The 25924-nt window shown below is 68.7% G+C and carries 28 protein-coding genes; 26 read left to right on the plus strand and 2 right to left on the minus strand.

Annotated features, from left to right (window positions below; all coding sequences use genetic code 11):
• The first annotated feature begins 209 nt into the window (after positions 1-209).
• Positions 210-1505 carry an MFS transporter gene (locus tag EV292_RS16880; protein WP_132910423.1) on the plus strand — a complete coding sequence of 432 codons (1296 nt, stop codon included), beginning with the start codon at positions 210-212 and terminating at the stop codon, positions 1503-1505.
• 26 nt (positions 1506-1531) lie between these two features.
• On the opposite strand, the gene rsmD is transcribed toward EV292_RS16880, so the two are convergent.
• A complete protein-coding gene (gene rsmD / locus EV292_RS16885) occupies positions 1532-2071 on the minus strand; it encodes a 16S rRNA (guanine(966)-N(2))-methyltransferase RsmD (protein WP_132910424.1) in 540 nt (179 codons plus the stop codon).
• Positions 2068-3507 carry a pseudouridine synthase gene (locus EV292_RS16890; protein ID WP_132910425.1) on the minus strand — a complete coding sequence of 480 codons (1440 nt, stop codon included), beginning with the start codon at positions 3505-3507 and terminating at the stop codon, positions 2068-2070. Before EV292_RS16890 ends, rsmD begins: the two co-directional genes overlap by 4 nt.
• A 96-nt stretch (positions 3508-3603) precedes the next feature.
• On the opposite strand from EV292_RS16890, the gene EV292_RS16895 reads away from it, so the two are divergent.
• The 25 genes from EV292_RS16895 to EV292_RS17015 all read left to right on the plus strand — a co-directional run bounded on the left by EV292_RS16895 (position 3604) and on the right by EV292_RS17015 (position 25920).
• Complete coding sequence (locus tag EV292_RS16895; protein ID WP_132910426.1) at positions 3604-4047, plus strand: response regulator; 444 nt, start codon at positions 3604-3606, stop codon at positions 4045-4047.
• 429 nt (positions 4048-4476) lie between these two features.
• On the plus strand, positions 4477-4962 hold the full coding sequence (locus tag EV292_RS16900) for a hypothetical protein (RefSeq protein WP_132910427.1): 486 nt from the start codon (positions 4477-4479) through the stop codon (positions 4960-4962).
• Positions 4959-5648: a thiamine phosphate synthase gene (gene thiE, locus EV292_RS16905; RefSeq protein ID WP_132910428.1), complete on the plus strand. Its 690-nt coding sequence runs from the start codon at positions 4959-4961 to the stop codon at positions 5646-5648. The genes EV292_RS16900 and thiE overlap by 4 nt, the downstream gene beginning before the upstream one ends.
• 40 nt (positions 5649-5688) lie before the next feature.
• The gene (locus tag EV292_RS16910) at positions 5689-6690 is read left to right on the plus strand and encodes a L,D-transpeptidase (protein WP_132910429.1); all 1002 of its coding nucleotides are present in this window, start codon (positions 5689-5691) and stop codon (positions 6688-6690) included.
• 7 nt (positions 6691-6697) lie between these two features.
• Positions 6698-7309 carry a M23 family metallopeptidase gene (locus tag EV292_RS16915; protein WP_132910430.1) on the plus strand — a complete coding sequence of 204 codons (612 nt, stop codon included), beginning with the start codon at positions 6698-6700 and terminating at the stop codon, positions 7307-7309.
• 68 nt (positions 7310-7377) lie between these two features.
• Positions 7378-7941, plus strand: coding sequence for an elongation factor P (gene efp / locus EV292_RS16920; protein ID WP_132910431.1), 564 nt, complete (start codon positions 7378-7380; stop codon positions 7939-7941).
• A 264-nt stretch (positions 7942-8205) separates the two neighbouring features.
• Positions 8206-9018: an inositol monophosphatase family protein gene (locus EV292_RS16925; RefSeq protein WP_132910432.1), complete on the plus strand. Its 813-nt coding sequence runs from the start codon at positions 8206-8208 to the stop codon at positions 9016-9018.
• A 481-nt stretch (positions 9019-9499) separates the two neighbouring features.
• Complete coding sequence (gene ndhC / locus EV292_RS16930; RefSeq protein ID WP_132910433.1) at positions 9500-9874, plus strand: NADH-quinone oxidoreductase subunit A; 375 nt, start codon at positions 9500-9502, stop codon at positions 9872-9874.
• A complete protein-coding gene (locus EV292_RS16935) occupies positions 9844-10434 on the plus strand; it encodes an NADH-quinone oxidoreductase subunit B (protein ID WP_221190999.1) in 591 nt (196 codons plus the stop codon). Before ndhC ends, EV292_RS16935 begins: the two co-directional genes overlap by 31 nt.
• Positions 10431-11279, plus strand: a complete 849-nt coding sequence (locus EV292_RS16940; RefSeq protein ID WP_132910434.1) for an NADH-quinone oxidoreductase subunit C — start codon at positions 10431-10433, stop codon at positions 11277-11279. The genes EV292_RS16935 and EV292_RS16940 overlap by 4 nt, the downstream gene beginning before the upstream one ends.
• On the plus strand, positions 11276-12556 hold the full coding sequence (locus tag EV292_RS16945) for an NADH-quinone oxidoreductase subunit D (RefSeq protein WP_243693827.1): 1281 nt from the start codon (positions 11276-11278) through the stop codon (positions 12554-12556). Before EV292_RS16940 ends, EV292_RS16945 begins: the two co-directional genes overlap by 4 nt.
• Before the next feature lie 2 nt (positions 12557-12558).
• Positions 12559-12783 (plus strand): hypothetical protein, encoded by a 225-nt coding sequence (locus EV292_RS16950; protein WP_132910435.1) that lies wholly within the window; start codon positions 12559-12561, stop codon positions 12781-12783.
• Complete coding sequence (locus EV292_RS16955) at positions 12783-13454, plus strand: NAD(P)H-dependent oxidoreductase subunit E (RefSeq protein ID WP_132910436.1); 672 nt, start codon at positions 12783-12785, stop codon at positions 13452-13454. The genes EV292_RS16950 and EV292_RS16955 overlap by 1 nt, the downstream gene beginning before the upstream one ends.
• A complete protein-coding gene (locus EV292_RS16960; RefSeq protein WP_132910437.1) occupies positions 13454-13687 on the plus strand; it encodes a hypothetical protein in 234 nt (77 codons plus the stop codon). Before EV292_RS16955 ends, EV292_RS16960 begins: the two co-directional genes overlap by 1 nt.
• The gene (nuoF, locus tag EV292_RS16965) at positions 13687-14994 is read left to right on the plus strand and encodes an NADH-quinone oxidoreductase subunit NuoF (protein WP_132910438.1); all 1308 of its coding nucleotides are present in this window, start codon (positions 13687-13689) and stop codon (positions 14992-14994) included. Before EV292_RS16960 ends, nuoF begins: the two co-directional genes overlap by 1 nt.
• The gene (locus EV292_RS16970; RefSeq protein ID WP_132910439.1) at positions 14991-15221 is read left to right on the plus strand and encodes a hypothetical protein; all 231 of its coding nucleotides are present in this window, start codon (positions 14991-14993) and stop codon (positions 15219-15221) included. The genes nuoF and EV292_RS16970 overlap by 4 nt, the downstream gene beginning before the upstream one ends.
• A complete protein-coding gene (gene nuoG / locus EV292_RS16975) occupies positions 15221-17215 on the plus strand; it encodes an NADH-quinone oxidoreductase subunit NuoG (RefSeq protein ID WP_132910440.1) in 1995 nt (664 codons plus the stop codon). The genes EV292_RS16970 and nuoG overlap by 1 nt, the downstream gene beginning before the upstream one ends.
• Positions 17216-17465: 250 nt before the next feature.
• A complete protein-coding gene (gene nuoH / locus EV292_RS16980) occupies positions 17466-18512 on the plus strand; it encodes an NADH-quinone oxidoreductase subunit NuoH (protein WP_132910441.1) in 1047 nt (348 codons plus the stop codon).
• 2 nt (positions 18513-18514) lie between these two features.
• Positions 18515-19000, plus strand: a complete 486-nt coding sequence (gene nuoI / locus EV292_RS16985; protein WP_132910442.1) for an NADH-quinone oxidoreductase subunit NuoI — start codon at positions 18515-18517, stop codon at positions 18998-19000.
• Between the two features lie 111 nt (positions 19001-19111).
• Positions 19112-19723: an NADH-quinone oxidoreductase subunit J gene (locus EV292_RS16990; RefSeq protein WP_132910443.1), complete on the plus strand. Its 612-nt coding sequence runs from the start codon at positions 19112-19114 to the stop codon at positions 19721-19723.
• A gap of 8 nt (positions 19724-19731) precedes the next feature.
• Positions 19732-20046, plus strand: a complete 315-nt coding sequence (gene nuoK, locus EV292_RS16995) for an NADH-quinone oxidoreductase subunit NuoK (RefSeq protein ID WP_132910444.1) — start codon at positions 19732-19734, stop codon at positions 20044-20046.
• Between the two features lie 7 nt (positions 20047-20053).
• On the plus strand, positions 20054-22198 hold the full coding sequence (gene nuoL / locus EV292_RS17000; protein WP_132910445.1) for an NADH-quinone oxidoreductase subunit L: 2145 nt from the start codon (positions 20054-20056) through the stop codon (positions 22196-22198).
• A 13-nt stretch (positions 22199-22211) separates the two neighbouring features.
• Positions 22212-23750, plus strand: a complete 1539-nt coding sequence (locus EV292_RS17005; protein WP_279432434.1) for an NADH-quinone oxidoreductase subunit M — start codon at positions 22212-22214, stop codon at positions 23748-23750.
• On the plus strand, positions 23750-25210 hold the full coding sequence (nuoN, locus tag EV292_RS17010; protein WP_132910446.1) for an NADH-quinone oxidoreductase subunit NuoN: 1461 nt from the start codon (positions 23750-23752) through the stop codon (positions 25208-25210). The genes EV292_RS17005 and nuoN overlap by 1 nt, the downstream gene beginning before the upstream one ends.
• Complete coding sequence (locus tag EV292_RS17015; protein ID WP_132910611.1) at positions 25207-25920, plus strand: biotin--[acetyl-CoA-carboxylase] ligase; 714 nt, start codon at positions 25207-25209, stop codon at positions 25918-25920. Before nuoN ends, EV292_RS17015 begins: the two co-directional genes overlap by 4 nt.
• Positions 25921-25924: the final 4 nt, after the last annotated feature.

Consider the following 25924-nt stretch of genomic DNA (forward strand, 5'->3'; position numbering starts at 1 on the left):
GCGGCTCGTCGAGCCGCCCCGTAGTCCAGGGAAGGGCCGGACGAGGGGGATTGTCCGGCCACCACGGCGCCACACAGGGGGAGCGGCGCCGTCACTCTCTACATAGAGGGTCAACGTTGCTGCTGTGTGTCGATCGCAGAGCCTTTCGTGACCATGCGGCAACTTTTTCCCGTTGACGCGGGCGCGACGCGGGTTCGATGAACCGCGCCATGTCCGCGACCCCGCCAGCGACCGCCTCGCATCGCCGCATCCTGCTCGCCAGCCTGGTGGGCACGTCGGTCGAGTTCTACGATTTCTATATCTATGCCACCGCGGCGTCGCTGGTGTTCGGGCCGTTGTTCTTCCCCGCCGGCGATCCCGCGATCGAGCTGCTCGCCGCCTATGGCAGCCTCGCGGTCGCCTTCTTCGCGCGCCCGGTCGGCGCCTGGGCGTTCGGGCATTTCGGCGATCGCGTCGGGCGCAAGTCGACCTTGATCGCCAGCCTGTTGCTGATGGGCGGGTCGACCATGGCGATCGCCTTCCTCCCCAGTTTCGCGCAGGCCGGCTATCTCGCCCCCGTCCTGTTGTGCCTGCTGCGCTTCGGCCAGGGCTTCGGGCTGGGCGGTGAATGGGGCGGGGCGGCGCTGCTCGCGGTGGAGAATGCGCCGCCGCACCGGCGCGGCCGCTATGGCATGGTGCCCCAGCTCGGCGCGCCGGTCGGCTTCATCGCCGCCAACGGGCTGTTCCTGCTGCTCGGCGCGACGATGGACCGTGACTCGTTCATGGCCTGGGGCTGGCGGCTGCCGTTCCTGCTCTCCTCGGTGCTGATCGTGCTGGGCCTGTGGGTGCGGCTGACCATCGCCGAGACCCCCGCCTTCGCGCGGATGATCGAGGAGGGGCCGCCCCCCGCGGTGCCGATCGGCGAGCTGCTGCGCCACCATTGGCGCACCGCGCTGGGTGGGACGCTGGGAGCGGTGGCGTGTTTCGCGGTCTATTACGTCGCCACCGCCTTCGCGCTCGGCTATGCGGTGACGCGCGGGTTCGATCGCCAGCTGTTCCTCGCGCTCCAGCTCGGGGCGATCCTGTTCATGGCGCTTGGCATCGCGCTGTCGGGCGAGTGGAGCGACCGGCGCTCGCCCGCTTACGTGCTGCGGCGGGGCTGCGTCGGCGCGGTGGTCGCCGGCTTCGTGCTGGTGCCGGGGCTCGGCTCGGGGGCGCCGCTGCCGATCTTCGCCACGCTCGCCTTCGCCTTGTTCGTGATGGGCTTCGTCTATGGTCCGCTGGGCGCGTGGCTGCCCGGACTGTTCCCCGCGCGGGTGCGCTACACCGGGGTGAGCCTGGCCTTCAACATGGCGGGCATCATCGGTGGCGGGCTGACCCCGATCGCGGCCCAGTCGCTGGCGCAGCGCGGCGGGCTCGCCCCGGTCGGCGTCTATCTGGCGGGCATGTCGCTGCTGAGCCTCGTCGCGCTGCTGGTGATGCGCGCCTCGCGCCACGTCGACGCGGTGCCGGTCGAGGGACCCTGAGCGCGGTGGAGCCCATCACGCGCGCGCTAGACCAGCCGTAGCAGCGTGATCTGCGCGCGGCCGTGGACGCGCTCGGCGACCACCTCGAATCCCGCGGCGGCGACCGTCTCGCCGCGCGCGGTTTCCACCGAGACCCAGGTCGCTGGGCCGATCCAGCCGAGCCGCGCGAGCTTGTCCGCCGCCACCGCACCCGCGCCGGTGGCATAAGGCGGGTCCATCATGACCAGGTCGAGCGGTGTCGCGGCCGGGCCGAGCGCGAGCACCGAGCCCGCGCGCACGTCCGCGCCGGCCGCGCCCAGCCTGGCGACATTGGCGCGCAGCGCGTCGAGGGCGGCCTTGTCCTGCTCGACAAAGAGGCAGCGAGACGCACCGCGCGACAGCGCCTCGAGCCCGAGCGCGCCGGAGCCGGCGAACAGATCCGCCACCGACAACCCCTCGAAGCTGCCGAGGCGGCTGGCCAGCATCGAGAACAGCGCCTCGCGCGTGCGATCGGCGGTGGGGCGGGTCGTGTCCCCCGCGGGGGCGACCAGCGGACGCCCGCGCCACGTACCCGCGATGATCCTCACGACCGACCGCGCCGACCGGGCCCCGAGCGCGGCTTGGGCTTGGGCTTGGCCCAGCCGGGCTGGCGCTTGGCGCGGGGCGGGCGCGCGGGTGCGTCACCGGGAACGCGCTCGTCGCCGGCGGCGCGCGACGCGGCGTCCGCCGCACGAAGGCGGCCCGTGGCGGGAGGGCGCGACCCGCCGGTAGCGCGCGGCGGGCGCGGGTCGAAGTCGGAGGGGCGACGGTCGCGCCGGCCCCCGGCTTCTGCGGTTTCGCGCGGCGGCCGGGTATCGGTGTCGCGGGAGAGGCGGCGCCCTTCGGCCTGTGCCGCAGCGCGCAGCGCGCGGGGGTCGGTCGAGCGTGGCGCGGTGGCACGCGGCGGCCGCGCGTCGGCGTCGCGGGGCACGCGCCGCCCCTCGACCTGCGCGGCACCGCGCGGCGCGCTCGTGCCGGTGGCGCGCGATGCTCGCGCTCCGGCGCCCCGCTCGCCGCGGTCGCGACGGCCGTCGAGGGCAGGGCGCGGCGTGCGGTCCTGCCGGTCACCCGTCCGCGATCCGGCGCGCTCACCCGTCCGCAACCGAGCCGGTCGCGCGCCGGACTCGTCGGTGGCGCCGGCGTGTCCCGCTCCCGTACCCGCACCCGCCGGCGCGGAGGCACGACCGCGGCGCTCGTCGCGCACCGCGACGTCCTCCAGCGGCAGCCGCGTCGCCAGCGGCGACTTGAGCGTCTGGCGAAAGCCCGCCAGGTCGCCCGCGCGCACCTCGCCGACCCCGCCGACCGGCAGGTCGCCGAGCACGAACGGGCCGTAGCGCGTGCGGATCAATCGCCCGACGCGCAGCCCGAGATATTCGAGCACGCGCCGCACCTCGCGGTTCTTGCCCTCGCGCAGCGTCAGCTCGATCCACACGTTGGCGCCGGTGCGGCGCTCCAGATTGGCGTCGATCGCGCCGTAGCGCACCCCGTCGACCTCGACGCCGTGGATCAGTTCCTCCAGCTGCGCCTGGGTCACCGCGCCATAGGCTCGGGCGCGATAGCTGCGCTCCACCCCGGTGGCGGGCAGTTCGAGCTGGCGCTTGAGCCCGCCGTCGGTGGTGAGCAGCAACAGCCCCTCGGTGTTGAGGTCGAGCCGCCCGACCGGCACCAGCCGCGGCAGGTCGCGCGGCAGGCGATCGTAGATCGTCGCGCGCCCGCCCGGATCGCGCTCGGTGGTGAGCACCCCCACCGGCTTGTGGAACAGGAACAAGCGCGCGGGCGCGGGGGCGGCGACGGGCTGGCCGTCGACCGTCACGCCGTGGAGCGACTCAAGCACCGTCGCGGGCGTGTCGATCACCGTGCCGTCACGCGCGACGCGGCCTTCGGCGATCATCCGCTCGACCTCGCGGCGCGAGGCGATCCCGGCGCGCGCGAGCAGCTTGGCGATGCGGTGCTGGGGGCGCTGCGAGGAACGTTCGTCGGCCATCCGCGCCCCCTAGCCGATCGGGACGCGTGACGCGGCAATTATTTGCACCCGCGCGCGGGGTCGTGCGTTGTGTCCGCGTAACGACGGTGAGGGCATATGGTCTTCGGGCGGAAACGGCGGATCCTGGAGCGGCTGCTGCTCGTCGAGGACGAGCCGCTGGTCGCCTTCGACGCGGAGCATCTGCTGACCGACCAGGGCTATACGATCGTCGCCACGGTCGATCGCGTCGCCGATGCGGTGGCGGTGCTGGAAGGCGCCGGCGCGGTCGACCTCGTGCTGCTCGACGTCCGCCTCGCCGACGGCAGCGGCACCGAGGTGGCACGCGCCGCGCGGACGCGCGGGGTCGCGGTGCTGTTCGTCACCGGCGCCTGTCCCGACGAGGCGGCGACGCTGGCGAGCGGCTTTCTCGCCAAGCCCTATGCGCATGCGGACCTGCTCGCCGCGATCGCCGCGATCGAGCAGAGCGTCGCCGGCAAGCGCCCGCGGCGGCTGCCGGGCGGGTTCCAGCTCTTCGCCCCGGCGGGGCCGGCCGCCGTGTGAGCGCGGGGGCACGGCCGGCGGCCGCGCGAATGTTGAGAGGGTTGCGTCGCTCGCGCAGCGCGCGCGTGCAGCTCATTGTTCGCGCGGTTCGGTGAGAAACGGCCTGAGACGTGTTAGGCATGCGTATGTTTTCGTGAGGTTTCCTGCGGCCTGGCTTGCGCGCGCCCGGTCTGAATGTTCCTCAATGTCGAGACGCTGTGCGGTGGGAAGGTCTGCGGCGTTACGCTGACGAAGGTTCATGAAGAGCCTTGTGTAAACTGTTAAAATCGCCTCCATTTATATGATCGGCTCGTGTAATCCTCGCCGCGAGCGGGCAGGATCGTTGTTGTGGCGGTGGCGCCGGTCCTGGCAGAGATCCGCCGGGTGGGACAGCCGTGCGTGGCGGCGCGGCGTGCGCTATGATGATGTCGCGCGAGGAGAGGGCGCGAGATGGATCAGCCGGCCATGACCTTCAGCTATCATCGCGGCATCGCGCCGATGCTGTGGGTGCTCGCATGCCTCGCCACGATCGAGCTGCTGGTCACCCATGCGCTGCTCTCCGTGTGGTTCCCGCGGATCGCGCTGGCCTTGTCGGCGCTGTCGCTGGTGGCGCTGGTGTGGCTCTGTCGCGCGATCGCCTCGCTGCGCCGCCGGCCGGTCCTCGTCGCGGCGGAGCAGGTGGTGTTGCGGGCGGGATCGTTCCGCTCGGTCGTGATCGCGCGTGGGGCGATCGCGGCGGTCCGCCTGTCCGGTCTCGATGCCGCGACCGTGAAGCGACGCGACGTGCTCAATCTCGCGCTGATCGCCTTTCCCAATGTATTGGTGACCTTGCGCGCGCCCTTGCCGGGGCGGCGCGCGATCAGCGCCATCGCGCATCGGCTCGACGATCCGGCGGCTTTCGCCGCCGCGCTGGAGCCGCTAGGCGAGCGCGCATGACAGACGACCCGCTCGGCCCGCTCGATCCCGATTTTGCCGTCAATTTCCAGCGCGACGATCGCCGGCCGCCGTGCCAGCTCTACCTCATCTCGCCGCTCGACGTGACCGGCAGCTTCCCCGACCGGCTCGCGCGCGCGCTCGACGCGGGTCCGGTCGCGGCGTTCCAGTTCCGCGTGAAGGACGTGGACCAGCACCAGGCGGCGCGGCTGGCCGAGCCGCTCCAGCGCCTCTGCGCCGAGCGCGACGTCGCCTTCATCGTCAATGACAGCGTCAGCCTTGCCAAAAGGCTCGGCGCCGACGGCGTCCATCTCGGGCAGGAAGACGGCGACCCGCGCGAGGCGCGCGCGATCCTCGGCCCCTCGGTCCAGATCGGCGTGACCTGCCATGACAGCCGCCATCTCGCGATGGAGGCGGGCGAGGCGGGCGCGGACTATGTCGCGTTCGGCAGCTTCTTTCCCACCACCACCAAGGAGGTGAAGCACCGCCCCGAGCCGGTGATCCTGTCATGGTGGTCGGCGGTGTTCGAGTTGCCCGCGGTGGCGATCGGCGGGATCACGCCCGCCAACGCCGCGCCGCTCGTGGCGGCGGGCGCCGACTTCCTCGCGGTGTCGGGCGCGGTATGGGGCGGCGACGAAGCGGCGGCGGTGCGCGCCTTCGCCGCGGTGCTGGAGCCGGGAAGCCGCTGAGTCGTTACGCCTCTCACACGTTCCGTGAGAGGTGGTGTCGATGCGTTCCAAGTTCCTTCTGACCGCGGCCGTCGCGGCGTTGAGCCCTCTGGCCGCCGCCGCGCAGGCGCCCGCCGCCGCGCCGCCGCTCGACCGCGACATCCTCCACGTCCAGGTGATCCTCGACCATCTCGGCTTCGCGCCCGGCATCCTCGACGGGCGCGGCGGGCAGTCGCTCGAGCTCGCGCTGCGCGGCTTCCAGGAAAGCCGCGGACTGCCCAAGACGGGCAAGCCCGACGCGGCGACGATGCGCGCGCTCTACCCCTATCGCGCGGCGCGGCCGACCGTCACGATCAAGCTGACCGCCGATATGGTGCGCGGTCCGTTCCTCGGCGCGATCCCGCGCGACTATAATAAGCAGGCCGAGCTGCCGACGCTCGGGTATCGCTCGCCGATGGAGAAGCTGGCCGAGATGTTCCATACCACCCCCGCGGTGCTGATGGCGCTCAACTCGCCCGCGACGCGGATCGCGCAGGGCGCGACGGTGACCTTCCCCAACGCGCTGCCGACCTCGCGCAACTACCCGGGCGACATCAAGCCGGAGTGGCGCCAGACGCTGACCATGCTCAACGTCGACGCCGCCTCGCCGCAGGGCGACAGCATCGTCGTCGACAAGTCCGAAGGCTCGCTGCGCGTGCTCGACAAAGCGGGGAAGCTGATCGCGCAATTCCCGGTGACGACGGGCAGCCAGCACGATCCGCTGCCGCTCGGCACGTGGAAGATCCTGGGCAAGGACTATAATCCCAAGTTCCACTATAATCCGGCCCTGTTCTGGGACGCCAAGAAGAACGACGAGAAGGCGATGCTGCCGCCGGGGCCGAACGGTCCCGTCGGCGTGGTGTGGATCGATCTCTCCAAGCCGCATTACGGCATCCACGGCACGCCCGAGCCGGCGACGATCGGTCGCAGCGAGAGCCACGGCTGCATCCGCATGGCGAACTGGGACGTGGCGCGGCTGACGCTGATGATCGGCAACGGCGCCAAGGCGGTGTTCCAGGCGTGAGGCGCGCGTGACGAAGCTCGGCTGGGGGATATTGACGCTGATCGTCGTCGCGGTCGCGGGTTTCATGTCGCTGATCGAGCCGCATCGGCCCGGCCGCGCGCCGGCGCCAACGGTGCGCGCCCCCGCGGCGAGCCCCAGACCGTCCGCCACGCCGACGCCGGTCGCCGCGATCGCCGGCAAGCTGCTCGTCCCGGTCGCGGGCGTGGCGCGCACCGCGCTGCGCTCGTCCTGGGGCGAGCCGCGCGGCGACGGCACGCGCGGGCACCAAGGACTCGACATCATGGCGTCGCAGGGCACGCCGGTGCTCGCCGCGGCCGATGGCCGGATCGAGAAGCTGTTCCAGAGCAAGCTGGGCGGTACCACTTTGTACCAGCGCTCGGCCGACGGCACTTGGGAATATTATTACGCGCATCTCTCCGGCTATGCCCCCGGCCTGGCCGAGGGGCAGGCGGTGCGCGCCGGGCAGGTCATCGCCTTCGTCGGCGACACCGGCGACGCCGGGCCGGGCAATTACCACCTGCATTTCGGGGTCAGCCGGATGCCGCCGGGGGCGGGCTGGTGGCAGGGCGAGCCGCTCGATCCCTATCCTTTCCTTGCCGTAAGCCCCGCCAGCCGCTAGAGCCGCGCCACCCGGCGCCCCGCTGACCAGCGGCGGTGCCCCAGTTCTGTTGACATAGGCACAGCCCCATGAAGATCAGCGGCGTGGACATCCGTCCCGGCAATATCATCGAGTACGAAGGCGGCATCTGGCGCGCGGTCAAGATCCAGCACACCCAGCCCGGCAAGGGCGGGGCGTACATGCAGGTCGAGCTCAAGAACCTGCGCGACGGCCGCAAGAACAACGTCCGCTTCCGCTCGGCCGAGACGGTGGAGCGTGTCCGCCTCGACACCAAGGACTTCCAGTTCCTGTTCGCCGAGGGCGAGGGTCTCGTGTTCATGGACAAGGACACCTACGATCAGGTGACGCTGCCGCGCGACCTGCTCGGCGACGCCGCCGCCTTCCTGCAGGACGGGATGGACGTGGTGATGGAGCTCTACGACGAGGAGCCGATCAGCGTGCAGCTGCCCGACACGATCGAGGCGGTGATCGTCGAGGCCGACGCGGTGGTGAAGGGGCAGACCGCCTCGTCGAGCTACAAGCCCGCGATCCTCGACAATGGCGTGCGCGTGATGGTGCCGCCGCATATCAGCAGCGGCACGCGCATCGTCGTCGACGTCTACGAGCAGACCTACGTCCGCCGGGCGGACTGACTCGAGCCAAGTCTTCCCCGGCGAGATCCTGCCGAAGGTTCGGGTAATACGTCTGACGATCGTCATCCCGGCCTTGAGCCGGGATCCATCGTTCCGCGAGAGCTGAAGCCTCGGCCTGCGCGGCACCATGGATCCCGGGTCGAGCCCGGGATGACGGAGAGGGTAGCGACGGCACCTTCCTCGCGGGGGAGGGAAGATAGCCTCCACTCCCCAACCGAGTGGAGCGAAGATGACCCTCCGCCGCGGAGGGAGGAGTAAGACGAGATGCCTTCCCATTCCGGCCTGTTCACGGTCATCGAGCGCGCCGCACGCAAGGCCGCGCCGCGGCTGCGGCGTGACTTCAACGAGGTCCAGCACCTCCAGGTGAGCCGCAAGGGCCCCGCCGACTTCGTAAGCCAGGCCGACCAGCGCGCCGAGCGGACGCTGTACGACGAGCTCTCCAAGGCCCGGCCCGACTGGGGCTTCGTGATGGAGGAGGGCGGCACGGTCGAGGGTGACCCGAGCAAGCCGCGCTTCATCATCGATCCGCTGGACGGCACCAGCAACTTCCTCCACGGCGTGCCGCATTTCTGCATCTCGATCGCGGTCGAGGAGCCGCTGCCCAACGGCAAGCGCGAGATCACCACCGCGCTGGTCTACCAGCCGCTCACCGACGAGAGCTTCTGGGCCGAGAAGGGCCGCGGCGCCTGGCTGCAGGACCAGCGGCTGCGCGTGTCGTCGCGGCGCGACCCGTCCGAGGCCTTGGTGGCGACCGGGATCCCCTTCATGGGTCACGGTGACTTCGTGCAATGGACGCGGATCTTCGGCGCGGTGGCGCCGCAGGTCGCGGGTATTCGGCGGCTCGGCGCCGCCGCGCTCGACCTCGCCTGGGTCGCCGCCGGGCGCTTCGACGCTTATTGGGAGAGCGACCTCAAGCTGTGGGACGTCGCCGCGGGCATGCTGCTGGTGAAGGAGGCGGGCGGCTTCGTCACCGACTTCCGCGGCGGCGACAAGCCGATCGAGCGCAACGAGTTCCTCGCCGCCAACGATGGGCTGCATTCCAAGCTCCACAAGATGGTGGCGCAGGCGCTGCGCTGAGTGGTCCCGAGCGGGCATCGCGCGGCCGGATGTCCTTGTGCTCCCGCGCACAAGGGAGCCTAGGAGTTCCGGGCGTTGTCAGCCGTCGTTCCGCTTGGCCTTAGGATCCGCGCGCACGCGAGACCGCTTCCAAACCCACTCGTCATCCCGGGCTCGACCCGGGATCCATGTGGCCACGTCCGCTCGGACCGATGGTCTCGCGGCACCATGGATCCCGGGTCAAGCCCGGGTTGACGATGTTGGCGGAGCATCGGCGACGTCTCGTGTACGTGGGAGAACACGTGATCCAGGGGTTATCACCCACCATTTGCAGGGGAGCCCGGACGGGGCCGTGGAGCCGCTCCGTCGGCGCACCTCGCACCGGCGCGGCGCCAGTTCACCTGCGATTCATTCTCACCGCCCACGGCCTTGCCCCCTCTCGGGCACGGGTCTAGAGCGTCCGCATTCCATTCGCACCTGCGAGAGAGGCGAGAGAGACATAGTGGTCGATCTGTCGCAATATCTGCCGATCCTCCTGTTCCTGGGAGTGGCGCTCCTGCTGTCGAGCGCGTTCGTGTTCCTGCCGATGGCGGTCGCCAAGCTGACCGGCGCGGCCAAGCCGACGCCCGAGAAGCTGGCCGAATATGAGTGCGGCTTCCCCGCCTTCGAGGACAGCCGCTCGCAGTTCGACGTTCGTTTTTATCTCGTTGCCATCCTGTTCATCATCTTCGATCTCGAGGCGGCGTTCCTATATCCTTGGGCAGTAAGCGTTTTCTCGCTCGGATGGACCGCATGGATCTCGATGATGATCTTCATCGCCGAACTCGCGCTCGGCCTGGTATACGCATGGAAGAAGGGAGCGCTGGAGTGGGAGTAGAGGCGCACTCCGGGCCGATCGGGCTCGTCAACAACCCGGAGCCGGCGGGCGGTATCGTCGCGCCCGATCAGGGTTTCTTCGACGGGCTGAACGGCGAGCTCAACGACAAGGGCTTCCTGGTCACCTCGACCGAGGAGCTGTTCCAATGGGCGCGCACCGGCTCGCTCTGGTGGATGACCTTCGGGCTGGCGTGCTGCGCGGTGGAGATGATCCACGTCAACATGCCGCGCTACGACATGGAGCGCTTCGGCGCCGCGCCGCGCGCGTCGCCGCGCCAGTCGGACGTGATGATCGTCGCGGGCACGCTCTGCAACAAGATGGCACCGGCGCTACGCAAGGTCTACGACCAGATGTCGGAGCCCAAGTACGTCATCTCGATGGGCTCGTGCGCCAACGGCGGCGGCTATTATCACTATAGCTACAGCGTCGTGCGCGGCTGCGATCGCGTCGTGCCGGTCGACATCTACGTGCCCGGCTGCCCGCCGACCGCGGAGGCGTTGCTGTACGGCGTGATGCAGCTGCAGCGGAAGATCCGCCGTGCCGGGAGCATCGAACGGTGAGGGCGCCCGCTCCCGCTTATGCGGCGAACCTCAACGACGCGACGATCGAGTCCGCGCGCGGCGCGATCGGCGCCGGCCTGCTCGACGCGGTCGAGATCGCGGGCGAGGTGCAGCTGCACGTCACGCGCGAGGCGCTGGTGCACGCGCTGACCGCGCTGCGCGATACGCCGGGTCTCGAATATCAGCAGCTGATGGAGATCGCGGGCGTCGACTATCCGGATCGCGCGGAGCGGTTCGAGGTGGTCTATTGCCTGTTGTCGCTGACGCGCAACCACCGGCTCCACGTCCATGTCGGCGCCACCGAGGACACGCCAGTGCCGTCGGTGACCGAGCTGTGGCCGGTCGCCGGCTGGCTCGAGCGCGAGGTATACGATATGTTCGGCGTATTGTTCGCGGGCAACCGCGACCTGCGCCGCATCCTCACCGATTATGGCTTCCGCGGCCACCCGTTCCGCAAGGACTTCCCGCTGACCGGCTTCGTCGAGATGCGCTACTCCGAGGAGCAGAAGCGCGTCGTGTACGAGCCGGTGAAGCTCGCGCAGGATTTCCGCACGTTCGACTTCATGAGCCCGTGGGAGGGAGCCGAGTACGTGCTGCCCGGCGACGAGAAGGCGAAGCTGCCGGAGGCGAAGGGTGCGCCGACGCCCGCGACCGCGACCGAGATCCAGAAGGCCGGCGCGACCGAGACGCCGAAGCAGCCTGGCGGCGGCTCGAGCGAGCCGTATGCCAAGAAGGATGCGACCAGTACCGCCGAGACCGGCGCGGGTCGCAGCGAATCCGCCGGCGCGCCCAAGCCGGCCGACCCCGACGTCGTGCCGACGAAGGGCGGAGGGCAGAACCAATGACCGACATGCTCGTCGACAAGGACCAGGCGGTCGACCGCGAGGTCGATCCCGCGTTGGAGAAGATCGTCCACGCCACCGACGCCGCGCACCCGAGCGAGGGTGACGTCGCGATCCAGAACTACACGATCAACTTCGGGCCGCAGCATCCGGCCGCGCACGGCGTGCTCCGCCTCGTGATGGAGCTGGACGGCGAGATCATCGAGCGGATCGACCCGCACGTCGGGCTGCTCCACCGCGGCACCGAGAAGCTGATCGAGTACAAGACCTACGCGCAGGCGATCCCGTATTTCGACCGGCTCGACTACTGCTCGCCCGCGTGCATGGAGCACACCTTCGTGCTGGCGATCGAGAAATTGCTCGATCTCGAGGTGCCGCTCCGCGCCCAGTATCTGCGTGTGTTCTTCGCCGAGCTGACGCGCATCTCCAACCACATGCTCAACCTGGGCTCGCACGTCATGGACGTCGGCGCGATGACGCCGAACCTGTGGCTGTTCGAGATCCGCGAGGATTGCTACGGCTTCCTCGAGCGCGCCACCGGCGCGCGGATGCACCACAATTATTTCCGGCCCGGCGGTGTCCACCAGGACGTGCCGCTCAAGCTGCTGACCGACATCGCCGACTGGCTCGACACGCGGCTGCCGCGGCTGTTCGAGGACGCGATCAGCCTGGTGGCGGACAACCGCATCTTCAAGCAGCGCAACGTCGACATCGCGACGGTGAGCCGCGAGGACGCGATCCGCTGGGGCTTCTCGGGGCCGATGATCCGCGCCGCGGGCATTCCCTGGGACCTGCGCAAGTCGCAGCCCTATGACGTCTACGATCGGATGGACTTCGACGTGCCGGTGGGCACGCGTGGCGACTGCTACGATAGGTTCATGGTGCGCGTCGAGGAGGTCCGCCAGTCGGCGCGGATCATGAAGCAGTGCCTCGCCGAGATGCCGGAGGGGCCGATCGCCTCGACCGACCGCAAGGTGGTGCCGCCCAAGCGCGCCGAGATGAAGCGCTCGATGGAGGCGTTGATCCACCACTTCAAGCTCTACACTGAGGGCTATCACGTCCCCGCGGGCGAAGTGTACGTCGCGACCGAGAGCCCCAAGGGCGAGTTCGGCGTGTATCTGGTGAGCGACGGCTCGAACAAGCCGTATCGCTGCAAGATCCGCCCGACCGCTTTCTCGCATCTCCAGGCGATGGACTTCATGAGCCGCGGCCACATGCTCGCGGACACCACGGCGATCCTGGGCGCGATGGATATCGTGTTCGGCGAGTGCGATCGGTGACCATGGCGGTTACCAACGACCTGATCTACGCGGTCTTGCAGAAGATGCAGACTGACATGGCGGAGCTCCGCTTCGACATGGGTGAGTTGAAGGCACGGGCGACCGCCACTGACGAATATTTGGGCAATATGTTGTTGCAGATGAGCGGCTTGAACAGGCGCCTCGATCGTGTCGAGGAGCGTCTGTCGCGCGTCGAGCGACGTTTGGAACTGACGGATCACCGCTGATGGCCGACGCACCTACCATTCCCGACGAGGCCGAGACCCGCGCGCGCTGGGGCGCGTTCCAGTGGAACGACGACAGCCGCGCCAAGCGCGACGCGATCCTCGCGCGCTATCCCAAGGGCCGCGAGCAGTCGGCCTCGATCCCGCTGCTCGATCTCGCGCAGCGCCAGGTCGGCGCCGAGACGCAGACGCAGGGCTGGCTGCCCGTGCCCGTGATCGAGTTCGTCGCGCGCGAGATCGGCGTGCCGTACATGCGCGTGTACGAGGTCGCGACCTTCTACACGATGTTCAACCTCGCGCCGGTCGGCCGCTTCCACGTCCAGGTGTGCGGCACCACGCCGTGCATGCTGCGCGGCTCGGACGACGTGCTCGCGGCGTGCAAGAACAAGGGGCTGATCAAGGGCAAGACCACGCCCGACGGCCTGTTCACGCTCACCGAGGTGGAGTGTATGGGCAATTGCGCCTCGGCGCCGATGGTCCAGATCAACGACGACAATTACGAGGACCTCGACTATGATCGCACCGTGGCGATCATCGAGGCGCTCGCCAACGGCCAGACGCCCAAGCCCGGCACGCAGGAGCCCGGCCGCCACACCGTCGAGCCCAAGGGCGGCCCGACCTCGCTGACCGCGATGGTGACCGAGAACCACGATTATCGTGGGGAGTGGGCGTGATGGCTGAGATCGACATCGCCAGCCACACCTTGGAGCTGCTCAAGCGATTGAACGGTAAGATGGACTCGTTCGGCCTGGAATTGGGTGACCTGAAGATGCGCATGGCGTCGGTGGAGGACCATCTCTCGGGCCTCACCGTGTCGAACGCCGGGATCACGCATCGGCTGGACCGGATCGAGGGCAGGCTCGACCGGATCGAGCGCCGGATCGACCTGCGGGATGGGAACGCGTGATGCTCGCCGACAAGGACCGCATCTTCACCAACGTCTACGGCTATCAGTCGTGGCGGCTCGACGCTGCGATGGCACGCGGCGACTGGGACAATACCAAGGCGCTGCTCGAGCTGGGGCAGGAAAAGATCATCGACGTCATCAAGGCGTCGGGGCTGCGCGGGCGCGGCGGGGCCGGTTTCCCGACCGGCACCAAATGGTCGTTCATGCCCAAGGAGCCGAAGCCCGACCGGCCGAACTTCCTGGTGATCAACGCCGACGAGTCCGAGCCGGGCTCGTGCAAGGACCGCGAGATCATCCGCCACGATCCGCACAAGCTGATCGAGGGCGCGCTGGTCGCGGGCTTCGCGATGCGCGCGCGGGCGGCGTACATCTACATCCGCGGCGAATATATCCGCGAGGCCGAGACGCTGTTCGCGGCGGTCGCCGAGGCCTATGACAAGGGCCTCGTCGGTAAGAATGCCTGCGGCTCGGGCTATGACTTCGACGTCTTCGTCCACCGCGGCGCGGGCGCGTACATCTGCGGCGAAGAGACCGCGATGCTCGAGAGCCTCGAGGGCAAGAAGGGCCAGCCGCGTCTCAAGCCGCCGTTCCCGGCGGGTGCCGGCCTGTACGGCTGCCCGACGACAGTGAACAACGTCGAGTCGATCGCGGTCGCGCCGACGATCCTGCGGCGCGGCGCTTCGTGGTTCTCCAGCTTCGGCGCGGAGAACAACAAGGGCACCAAGCTCTTCCAGATCTCGGGTCACGTGAACACGCCGTGCGTCGTCGAAGAGGCGATGAGCATCCCGTTCCGCGAGCTGATCGAGAAGCATTGCGGCGGGATCCGCGGCGGCTGGGACAATCTGCTCGCGGTGATCCCGGGCGGGTCGTCGGTGCCGTTGGTGCCCGCCAAGGACATCATGGACGCGCCGATGGACTTCGACGGCCTCAAGGCGGTCGGCTCGGGGCTCGGCACCGCGGCGGTGATCGTGATGGACAAGTCGACCGACGTCGTCCGCGCGATCAGCCGGCTGTCCTATTTCTACAAGCACGAGAGCTGCGGCCAGTGCACGCCGTGCCGCGAGGGCACCGGCTGGATGTGGCGCGTGATGGAGCGGCTGCGCACCGGTGACGCCGATATCTCCGAGATCGACATGCTCCAGCAGGTCACCAAGCAGGTCGAGGGCCACTCGATCTGCGCGCTCGGCGACGCCGCGGCCTGGCCGATCCAGGGGCTGATCCGCCACTTCCGCCCTGAGCTGGAGCGCCGCATCAACGAGCGCCACGGCGCGGGCGACCTCGCGCCGATGCAGGAGGCCGCGGAGTGACGCTAGAGCAGGGCAACCTGATCCTCGAGATTTTGCGCCGCATGCAGGGCGACATCGCCTCGCTCAAGCGCGACATCTCGGCGCAGGGCATGCGCTTCTCGGCGCTCGAGGATTTCGTGCGCGGGATCGTGACGTCGCAGTTCAGCACCAACGCCGAGGTCACCGGGATCAACCATCGGCTCGATCGCATCGAGCGTCGTCTCGATCTGACGGAAGAGACTGAGTAATGCCAAAGGTCAAAGTCGACGGAGTCGAGATCGAGGTGCCGCAGGGCGCCACCGTGCTGCAGGCGTGCGAGCTCGCCGGCAAGGAGATCCCGCGCTTCTGCTACCACGAGCGGCTGTCGATCGCGGGCAACTGCCGGATGTGCCTCGTCGAGGTGAAGCCAGGGCCGCCCAAGCCGCAGGCGTCGTGCGCGCTGCCGGCCGCGGAGAATCAGGAGATCTTCACCACCACGCCGATGGTGAAGCATGCCCGTGAGGGCATCATGGAATTCCTGCTGATCAACCATCCGCTCGACTGCCCGATCTGCGATCAGGGCGGCGAGTGCGACCTGCAGGACCAGTCGGTCGCCTATGGCCGCGGCCACTCGCGCTACGCCGAGAACAAGCGCGCCGTGACCGAGAAATACATGGGCCCGATCGTCAAGACGATCATGACCCGCTGCATCCAGTGCACGCGCTGCGTGCGCTTCGCCGAGGAGGTCGCCGGCGTCGAGGAGATCGGCGCGATCTACCGCGGCGAGAACATGCAGATCACCTCCTATCTCGAGGAGGCGGTGTCGAGCGAGCTGTCGGGCAACGTCGTCGACCTGTGCCCGGTCGGCGCGCTGACCAGCAAGCCCTATGCCTTCGAGGCGCGCCCGTGGGAGCTGCGCAAGACGCTGACGATCGACGTGATGGACGCGGTCGGCACCAACATCCGGCTCGACAGCCGCGGCCGCCAGGTGCTGCGCTGCGTGCCCCGCGTCAACGACGAGGTCAACGAGGAGTGGGCGACCGACAAGACGCGCCACGCCGTCGACGGCCTGGTGCGCAAGCGGCTCGACCGCCCCTATGTGCGGCGCGACGGCAAGCTCCACCCGGTCAGCTGGGACGAGGCGTTCGCGGCGATCGCTTCGGTCGATCATGGCGGCTCGGTCGCCGCGGTCGCGGGCGACCTGGTCGACTGCGAGACGATGTTCGCGGCCAAGGCGCTGCTCAAGGAGCTCGGCTCGTCGCTGCTCGAGGGGCGGCAGACGGGGATGGACTATGACACGTCCAGCCTCGCCGCGGTGAACTTCAACACCACGATCGCGGGCACCGAGGAGGCGGACGCGATCCTGCTGGTGGGCACCAACCTGCGCTGGGAGGCGCCGCTGGTGAACACGCGCATCCGCAAGGCGATCAAGAAGGGCGCCAAGGTCTTCGCGATCGGCCCCGAGACCGAGCTGACCTACAAGGTCGAGTGGCTCGGCGCCGATCTGGCGGTGCTCGGCAGCCTGCCCGAGCGCGTCACCGAGGCGTTCGGCAAGGCGGCCAAGCCGATGGTGATCGTCGGCGGCGCGGCGCTCAAGGGCGCGCACGGCGCGGCGCTCGGTCTGGTCGACAAGTTGGGCCTCGTGAAGGATGGCTGGAACGGCTTCAACGTCGTCCACATGGCTGCGAGCCGGATGGGCGGGCTGATGCTCGGCTACGCGCAGAAGGCTGGTATCTCAGCGCTGTATGACGCCAAGCTGAGCTTCTTCCTCGGCGCCGACGAGTGCGATCACGCACGCTTCACCGGCTTCAAGGTCTATGTCGGCCACCACGGCGATCGCGGCGCGCACCATGCCGACGTGATCCTGCCGGCGGCGAGCTATGCCGAGAAATCGGGCACCTACGTCAATCTCGAGGGGCGCGTGCAGCGCGGCGAACGCGCGGTGTTCCCGCCGGGCGACGCGCGCGAGGACTGGACGATCTTCCGCGCGCTGAGCGAGAAGCTCGGTCGCACGCTGGCGTTCGACACGATCGACGAGCTGCGCGCGGCGATGGCGCTCGACTGCCCCGAGCTGGCGACGCTGGGGCTCAAGACCTTCGCGTGGAACCCGCCGGCGCTCGGCGGCACCGCCGAGGGCGTGCTCGACGGCTATCCGATCAAGGACTTCTACCTCACCAACGCGATCTGCCGCGCGTCGCCGACGATGCAGCGCTGCTCGGCCGAGCTGGTCCATGGTGAGAGTTTCGCGGAGGCGGCGGAGTGAGCCGGTCATTGTCCATGGCGGTCATCTCGCCGGAGACGGGATCTCGGCGTTCCTCCCCACCGTCATCCCGGACTTGTTCCGGGATCCACGGTTCCGCGGGAACAATACGCCATGGGTCTGCGGCACGGTGGATCCCGGACCAAGTCCGGGATGACGGCAGGTTTTCGGACAGTCCGGTGAAGGCCGGAATCCAGCTCCATCCCTCACGCGACTGGACCCCGGCACTCGCCGGGGTGACGGTGAAGTAGACATGACCGCATTCTTCAACACGACCGTGGGCCTGCCCTATGGCTGGGCGTGGTTCCTGGCGACGATCGTCGGCATCCTCACGATCGCGCTGCCGCTGATGCTGTCGGTGGCGATGATCATCTACGCCGACCGCAAGATCTGGGCCGCAATGGCGTTGCGCCGCGGCCCCAACGTGGTCGGCCCGTTCGGGCTGCTCCAATCCTTCGCCGACGGGCTCAAGGTGTTCCTGCAGGAGACGATCGTCCCCGCCGCGGCGAACCGCGGGCTGTTCCTGCTCGCGCCCATCATCACCTTCACGGTCGCGCTGATCGTCTGGGCGGTGGTGCCGTTCCAGCCGAGCGTGGTGCTCGCCGACATCAACGTCGGGCTGCTCTACGTACTCGCCGCATCGTCGCTGGGCGTGTACGGCATCATCCTCGCGGGCTGGTCGTCCAACTCGAAATATCCGTTCTTCTCGGCGATCCGCGCCGCGGCGCAGATGGTGAGCTACGAGGTCGCGATCGGCTTCGTGCTGATCTCGGTGGTGATGTGGGCGGGGTCGTTCAACCTCACCGCGATCGTCGAGGCGCAGAAGGGGCTGTACGGCTTCATCAACGGCTTCGGGTTCAATCCCCTGCTGTTCCCGATGAGCGTGGTGTTCCTGATCTCGTCGCTGGCGGAGACGCAGCGCGCGCCGTTCGATCTCACCGAGGCGGAGAGCGAGCTCGTCGCTGGCTATCAGACCGAATATAGCTCGATGGCGTTCGCGCTCTACTGGCTCGGCGAGTACGCAAACGTGCTGCTGATGTGCACGCTCAACGCGACGCTGTTCTGGGGCGGCTACCTGCCGCCGCTCGACTGGGCGCCGCTGTACGCGGTGCCGGGGATCATCTGGCTGTTCATCAAGATCCTCACCTTCTTCTTCGTGTTCTCGTGGATCAAGGCGACGGTGCCGCGCTACCGCTACGACCAGCTGATGCGACTGGGGTGGAAGGTGTTCCTGCCGCTGTCGTTGTTCTGGGTGTTCCTGGTGTCGGGCGTGCTGATGTTCATGCGCGTGGGAGTTTGAAGATGGGTATCGCGCAGACGATCAAGGCGTTCACGCTCTACGAGTTCGTGAAGGCGCACGCGCTGACGTTTAAGTATTTCTTCAAGCCGAAGGCGACGATCAACTATCCGTTCGAGAAGAACCCGATCAGCCCGCGCTTCCGCGGCGAGCATGCGCTGCGCCGCTATCCCAACGGCGAGGAGCGCTGCATCGCGTGCAAATTGTGCGAGGCGGTGTGCCCCGCGCAGGCGATCACGATCGAGGCCGAGCCGCGCGACGACGGCAGCCGCCGCACGACGCGCTACGACATCGACATGACCAAGTGCATCTATTGCGGCCTGTGCCAGGAGGCATGCCCGGTCGACGCCGTGGTGGAGGGGCCGAACTTCGAGTTCGCCACCGAGACGCGCGAGGAGCTGATCTACGACAAGGCCAAGCTGCTCGACAACGGCGATCGGTGGGAGCGCGCGATCGCGGCCAACCTTGCCGCCGACGCGCCGTACCGGTAGGCGCTCGCGTGATTTCAGGGGTCGACATGATTCTGACGGACACCACCGCGGCCACCGCCGCGGTTCTCTCGACCGCGCGCCGCCGCGGTGCCGAAACAGGGGCAGCGTGAGATGATCCAGGCCATCGCCTTCTATCTCTTCGCTATCGTCGTGCTGGTCTCGGGCGCGATGACGATCTCGTCGCGCAACCCGGTCCATTCGGTGCTGTGGTTGATCCTCGCCTTCTTCAACGCCGCCGGGCTGATGGTGCTGGTCGGCGCCGAGTTCATCGCCATGCTGCTGGTGATCGTCTATGTCGGCGCGGTCGCGGTGCTGTTCCTGTTCGTGGTGATGATGCTCGACATCGACTTCGCCGAGCTGCGCGCGGGATTCGTGCGCTATTTCGGCATCGGCCTGGTGCTGGCGGTGGCGCTGGTGGCGGAGATCCTGATCGGCGTCGGCGCGTGGAGCGCGGGCGGGATCGACCTCGCGCGGCGCGCGGCGCCGACTGTCGCGGCCAAGTCGAACATCGTCCAGATCGGCGAGCTGCTGTACACGCGCTACCTTTTCATCTTCGAGGGCGCGGGGCTGGTGCTGCTGGTGGCGATGATCGGCGCGATCGTGCTGACCCACCGCGAGCGGTCGGGCTCGCGCTACCAGAATATCGCGCGGCAGAACGCGCGGCGGCCGCAGGACGCGACGCGCAACATGCGGCCGGAGATCGGCCAGGGGGTACAGCTGTGAGCGGAGCCATGTCGGGCGGGGTCGGCCTGATCCACTATCTGGTGGTGGCGGCGCTGCTGTTCACCATGGGGGTGCTGGGCATCTTCCTGAACCGCAAGAACATCATCGTCATCCTGATGGCGATCGAGCTGATCCTGCTGGCGGTGAACATCAACCTCGTCGCCTTCTCGGCGGCGCTCAACGACCTGGTCGGCCAGGTATTCGCGATGTTCGTGCTGACCGTCGCGGCCGGCGAGGCCGCGATCGGGCTCGCCATCCTCGTGATCTTCTTCCGCGGCCGCGGCTCGATCTCGGTCGACGATCCCAGCCGGATGAAGGGGTAATCCGCCCGTGACGTCGATCCTCTTCATCGTTTTCGTGCCGCTGGTCGCGGCGATCGTCGCCGGCTTCGCCAACAAGTCGTTCGGCGCGACGTTGCCCAAGGCGGTCACCACCGGCGGGCTGTTCCTCGCGAGCGCGCTGTCGTGGCCGATCTTCATCGGCTTCCTCACCGGCGCCAACCAAGCGACGGTGACCCCGGTGCTGCACTTCATCCACTCGGGCACGTTCGACGTGTCCTGGGCGCTGCGCGTCGACGCGCTGACCGCGGTGATGCTGGTGGTGATCACCAGCGTCTCGGCGCTGGTCCACCTGTATAGCTGGGGCTATATGGCGGAGGACCCGGACCAGCCGCGCTTCTTCGCCTATCTGTCGCTGTTCACCTTCGCGATGCTGATGCTGGTGACCGCGGACAATCTCATCCAGATGTTCTTCGGCTGGGAGGGCGTTGGCCTCGCGAGCTATCTGCTGATCGGCTTCTGGTTCCGCAAGCCGAGCGCCAATGCCGCGGCGATCAAGGCGTTCGTCGTCAACCGCGTCGGCGACCTCGGCTTCATGCTCGGCATCTTCGGCACCTATCTCGTCTTCGACACCGTCTCGATCCCCGCGATCCTCGCCGCGGCGCCGTCGATGGCGGGCTCGACGATCGGCTTCCTGTGGTTCCGCGCCGACACGATGACGGTGCTGTGCCTGCTGCTGTTCGTCGGCGCGATGGGCAAGTCGGCGCAGCTCGGCCTGCACACCTGGCTGCCCGACGCGATGGAGGGCCCGACCCCGGTGTCGGCGCTGATCCATGCCGCGACGATGGTGACCGCGGGCGTGTTCATGGTGTGCCGCCTGTCGCCGATGTTCCAGACCTCGCCGACCGCGATGGGCTTCGTGACCTTCATCGGCGCCGCGACCTGCCTGTTCGCCGCGACCGTCGGCACGACGCAGACCGACATCAAGCGCGTGATCGCCTATTCGACCTGCTCGCAGCTGGGCTACATGTTCTTCGCCGCGGGCGTCGGCGCCTATGGCGCGGCGATGTTCCACCTGTTCACGCACGCCTTCTTCAAGGCGCTGCTGTTCCTCGGCGCGGGCTCGGTGATCCACGCGATGCATCACGAGCAGGACATGCGCTTCTACGGCGGGCTGCGGAAGGCGATCCCGATCACCTTCTGGGGCATGCTGCTCGGCACGCTGGCGATCACCGGCGTCGGCATCTACGGGATCGGCGGCTTCGCGGGCTATCACTCCAAGGACGCGATCATTGAGGTGGCCTGGGCGGCCGGCTCGCCCGTGGCCTCGATGGTGGGCGTGTTCGCCGCGCTGCTGACGAGCTTCTACTCGTGGCGCCTGATGTTCCTCACCTTCTGGGGCGAGCCGCGCTGGGCCGCGTCGGAGCATATCCAGCACGCGCTCCACGACGCGCACGGCGACGCGCATGCCCATGCGCACGACGCCCATGGGCATGAGGCGCACGCGGCCGAGCACGGCAGCGCGCACGCGCACGGCCACGACGACGCGCACCATCCCGACCCCGCGGGCGAGGATGCGGGCCACGCGCCGGCGGTGGAATCGCGCGGGTTCAACGAGATCCCCAAGGGAACCGGCGGCTACCACCCGCACGAGAGCCCGGTGGCGATGCTGATCCCGCTGATCGTGCTGTCGATCGGCGCGGTCGCCTCGGGCTTCGTCTTCCATCACTGGTTCATCGACCCGGAGACGGCGGGCGGCTTCTGGAAGGGGGCGCTCTATTTCAACGAGCATCTCATGCACGAGATGCACCAGGTGCCGCTGCTGGTGCAGCTGGCGGCGACGATCGTGATGCTGTCGGGCCTGCTGATCGCATACCTGACCTACATCCGCTCGCCCGAGGCGCCGGCGAAGTTCGTCGACACCTTCCAGCCGCTCTACCAGTTCCTGCTGCGGAAATGGTATTTCGACGAGCTGTACCACTTCCTGTTCGTCCGCCCCGCCTTCGCGATCGGTCGCCTGCTGTGGCACCGCGGCGACGAGGGGACGATCGACCGGTTCGGGCCGAACGGTTCGGCCTGGGTGGTGCAGGTCGGCAGCCGCGTCGCCGGCCGCCTGCAGACCGGCTATGTCTATACCTACGCGTTCGTCATGCTGATCGGGCTCACCGCCGCGATCACCTGGGCGATCGCGGGCTGAGGGGCTCCATCACGTGTCGTTCCCGATCCTCTCGCTGATGCTCGCGATCCCGGCCGCCGCGGCGGTCGCGTGCCTCTTCCTCTCCGCCTCGGCGGCGCGCTGGACCGCGCTGGCGGCGACGCTGGCGAACCTCGCGCTCGGCGTCGTGCTGTGGCTGTCCTATGACGTCGGCGGCGCGCAGTGGCAGTTCGTCGAATATGCGCCGCTCTTCGGCCGCTTCGGCTGGGCGCTCGGCATCGACGGTTATGCGCTGCTGCTGATCGTGCTGTCGGTGTTCCTGATGCCGATCTGCATCGGCGCGAGCTGGCAGGCGATCGAGAAGCGCGTGCCGGAATATATGAGCGCGTTCCTGTTCACCGAGGTGCTGATGATCGGCACCTTCGCCGCACAGGACCTGTTCCTCTTCTACATCTTCTTCGAGGCCGGCCTGATCCCGATGTTCCTGATCATCGGCATCTGGGGAGGCGCGAACCGGATCTACGCCTCGTACAAATTCTTCCTGTACACGCTGCTCGGCTCGCTGCTGATGTTCATCGCGATGCTCTACATGAGCATCACCGCGGCGACGACCAGCATCCCCGCGCTGATGAACTACGACTTCCCGCCGCAGGTGCAGACCTGGCTGTGGCTCGCCTTCTTCGCCTCGTTCGCGGTGAAGATGCCGATGTGGCCGGTCCACACTTGGCTGCCCGACGCGCACGTCCAGGCGCCGACGGCGGGCTCGGTGATCCTGGCGGGCGTGCTGCTCAAGCTCGGCGGCTACGGCTTCCTGCGCTTCAGCCTGCCGATGTTCCCCGAGGCCTCGGCGCAGCTGGTGTGGCTGGTGTTCGGGCTGAGCGCGGTGGCGGTGATCTACACCAGCCTGGTCGCGCTGGTGCAGTCCGACATGAAGAAGCTGATCGCTTATTCCTCGGTCGCGCACATGGCGATCGTGACGATCGGTCTGTTCGCGTTCAACGCGCAGGGGATCGAGGGCGCGATGATGGTGATGCTGGGCCATGGCCTCGTGTCGGGCGCCTTGTTCCTGTGCGTCGGCGTGATCTACGACCGGCTCCACACCCGCGAGATCAGCCGCTACGGCGGTCTGGCGATCAACATGCCGCGCTACGCCTTGCTGTTCCTGCTGTTCACCATGGCGTCGATCGGTCTGCCTGGCACGAGCAACTTCGTCGGCGAGATCCTGAGCCTGATGGGCACCTACCAGGTCTCGACCACGGTCGCGCTGCTGTGCACCACCGGGATCATCCTCGGCGCGGCGTACATGCTGTACCTGTACCGCCGCGTCGTGTTCGGCGAGATCAAGTCGGAGGAGGTCCGCGCCATGTCGGACCTCAGCCCGCGCGAGCTGTGGCTGCTCGCGCCGATCGCCGCGGCGGTGCTGTGGATGGGCGTCTACCCGGAGAGCTTCCTCGCGCCGATGCGCAAGGACACGCAGATCCTGCTCGCGCGGATCGATCGCGCGCGCCCGGCGGGTGACTCGCTGCCCACCAAGGGTACGGGGATCGTGCCGGCCGCCCATGCCGAAACTCACGCGCAAGGGAGCGCGCACTAATGGACTATGCCGCTAATCTCGCGATGACGCTGCCCGAGGTGGTGCTCGGGCTGGGCGCGATCGCGCTGATGCTGGTCGCCGCTTGGGGCGGCCCGGCCTCGACCAAGGCGGTGTCCTGGACCGCGGTGGCGGTGCTCGCGGGTGCCTGCGTCGCGCTGATCGGCCCGGCCTCGTCGGGCGGGCAGGCCTTCTACGGCCTGTATCGCGCCGACAGCTTCGCCGCTTTCTCCAAGGTACTGATCTACGTCGCCGCCGCAGTGGCGATCGTGATGGCGCCCGACTTCTTCCGCCGCACCGCGGGCGACAACCTGCGCCCGGAATATCCGGTGCTGATCCTGCTCTCCGCGGCGGGCATGGGGATGATGGTCTCCGCCGCCGACCTGCTGACGCTCTACGTCGGGCTCGAGCTGCAGAGCCTCGCCGCCTATGTGCTGGCGAGCTTCATGCGGCAGGACCAGCGGTCGGCCGAGGCGGGGCTCAAGTATTTCGTGCTCGGCGCGCTGGCGAGCGGCATCCTGCTCTACGGCATCAGCCTGGTGTACGGCTTCACCGGCTCGACCCTGTTCGACGAGATCGCGGGTGCCTATGCCGCCGCGCCGCTGACCGGCGACGCCAAGTCGACCGGCCTGCTGTTCGGGCTGGTGTTCGTCTTCGCGGGCATCGCGTTCAAGATCTCGGCCGTGCCGTTCCACATGTGGACCCCGGACGTCTACGAGGGTGCACCGACGCCGGTGACCGCCTTCTTCGCCTCGGCGCCCAAGGTGGCGGCGATCGGGCTGGGCGTGCGCGTCGCGGTCGAGGCGATGGGGCCGGCCGAGGGGCAGTGGCGCCAGATCGTGATCTTCGCCGCGCTCGCCTCGATCCTGCTCGGCGCGGTCGCCGCGATCGGCCAGCAGAACATCAAGCGCCTGCTCGCTTACTCGTCGATCAACAATGTCGGCTTCGCGCTGATCGGTCTCGCCGCGGGCACGCAGGAGGGCGTCGCCTCGGTGCTGACCTATATGGCGATCTACATCGCGATGACGCTCGGCAGCTTCCTCGTCGTGCTGCAGATGCGCGACGCCGACGGGCAGCCGATCGAGACGATCGCCAGCCTCGCCGGGCTGTCGCGGACGCGACCGGGGCTGGCGGCGGCACTGGCGATCTTCATGTTTTCGCTCGCCGGCATCCCGCCGCTGTTCGGCTTCTACGCCAAGTTCGCGGTCTTCTACGCCGCGGTGCAGGCGGGGCTGTTCCCGCTGGCGGTGGTGGGCGTCGTGTTCAGCGTGATCGGTGCTTATTATTACCTGCGGCTGGTCAAGACGATGTACTTCGACGAGCCCGCGGGCACGTTCGGCGAGGGGGACCGGCTCGAGGGAGGGCTGATCGCCGCGGCGGCGGTGATCGTGTCACCACTCGGCTATCTCGCCATCCCGGCGCTGTCGGCCTGGACGCTGGCGGCGGCCGCGAGCCTGTTCTGACGCGCACGCTCCACGTACCCGAGACCGGCTCGACCAACGCCGACCTGCGCTCCTTCGCGCGCGACGGCTACGGCGAGCACGGTCTCTGGCTTCGCGCCGACCGCCAGACCGCGGGGCGCGGGCGCGAGGGCAGGGCGTGGGACTCGCCGGTCGGCAATCTCTACGCCAGCACGCTCGTCCGCCTCGCCGCGGGTGACCCGCCCGCGCCGACGCTCGCGCTGGTTGCCGCGGTGGCGCTGGAGGAGGCGGTGGGCGCGGCGCTGCCCGACGCGGCGGCGCTGCGCCTCAAATGGCCGAACGATCTGCTGCTGGACGGCGCGAAGCTCTCGGGCATCCTGCTCGAGCGCGTCGACGATTGGGTGGTCATCGGCTTCGGCGTCAACGTGGCCCATCACCCGGACCTCACCGATCGCGCCACCACCAGCCTCCGTGCCGCGGGGGCGGCGATGGACGCCGCCGCGCTCCAGAGTGAGCTCGCCGCAGCGCTGGCGCACTGGCTCGCGCGCTGGCGGAGGGAGGGCCTCGAACCCATCACCGAGCGCTGGCGCAAGCGCGCGCACCCGCCCGGCACCGAGCTGCGCGCGCGCCTGCCCGACGGCAGCGAGTGGCACGGGCGCTACGAGACGCTCGACCCCGGCGGGGCGCTCGTCCTGCGCTTGGCGGACGGGAGCCGGCGTGTCATGCACGCGGGCGATATATTCCTGCTGTGAGAGA

Origin of the sequence: Sphingomonas sp. BK235, assembly GCF_004345855.1 — a bacterium.
GTDB lineage: Bacteria > Pseudomonadota > Alphaproteobacteria > Sphingomonadales > Sphingomonadaceae > Sphingomonas.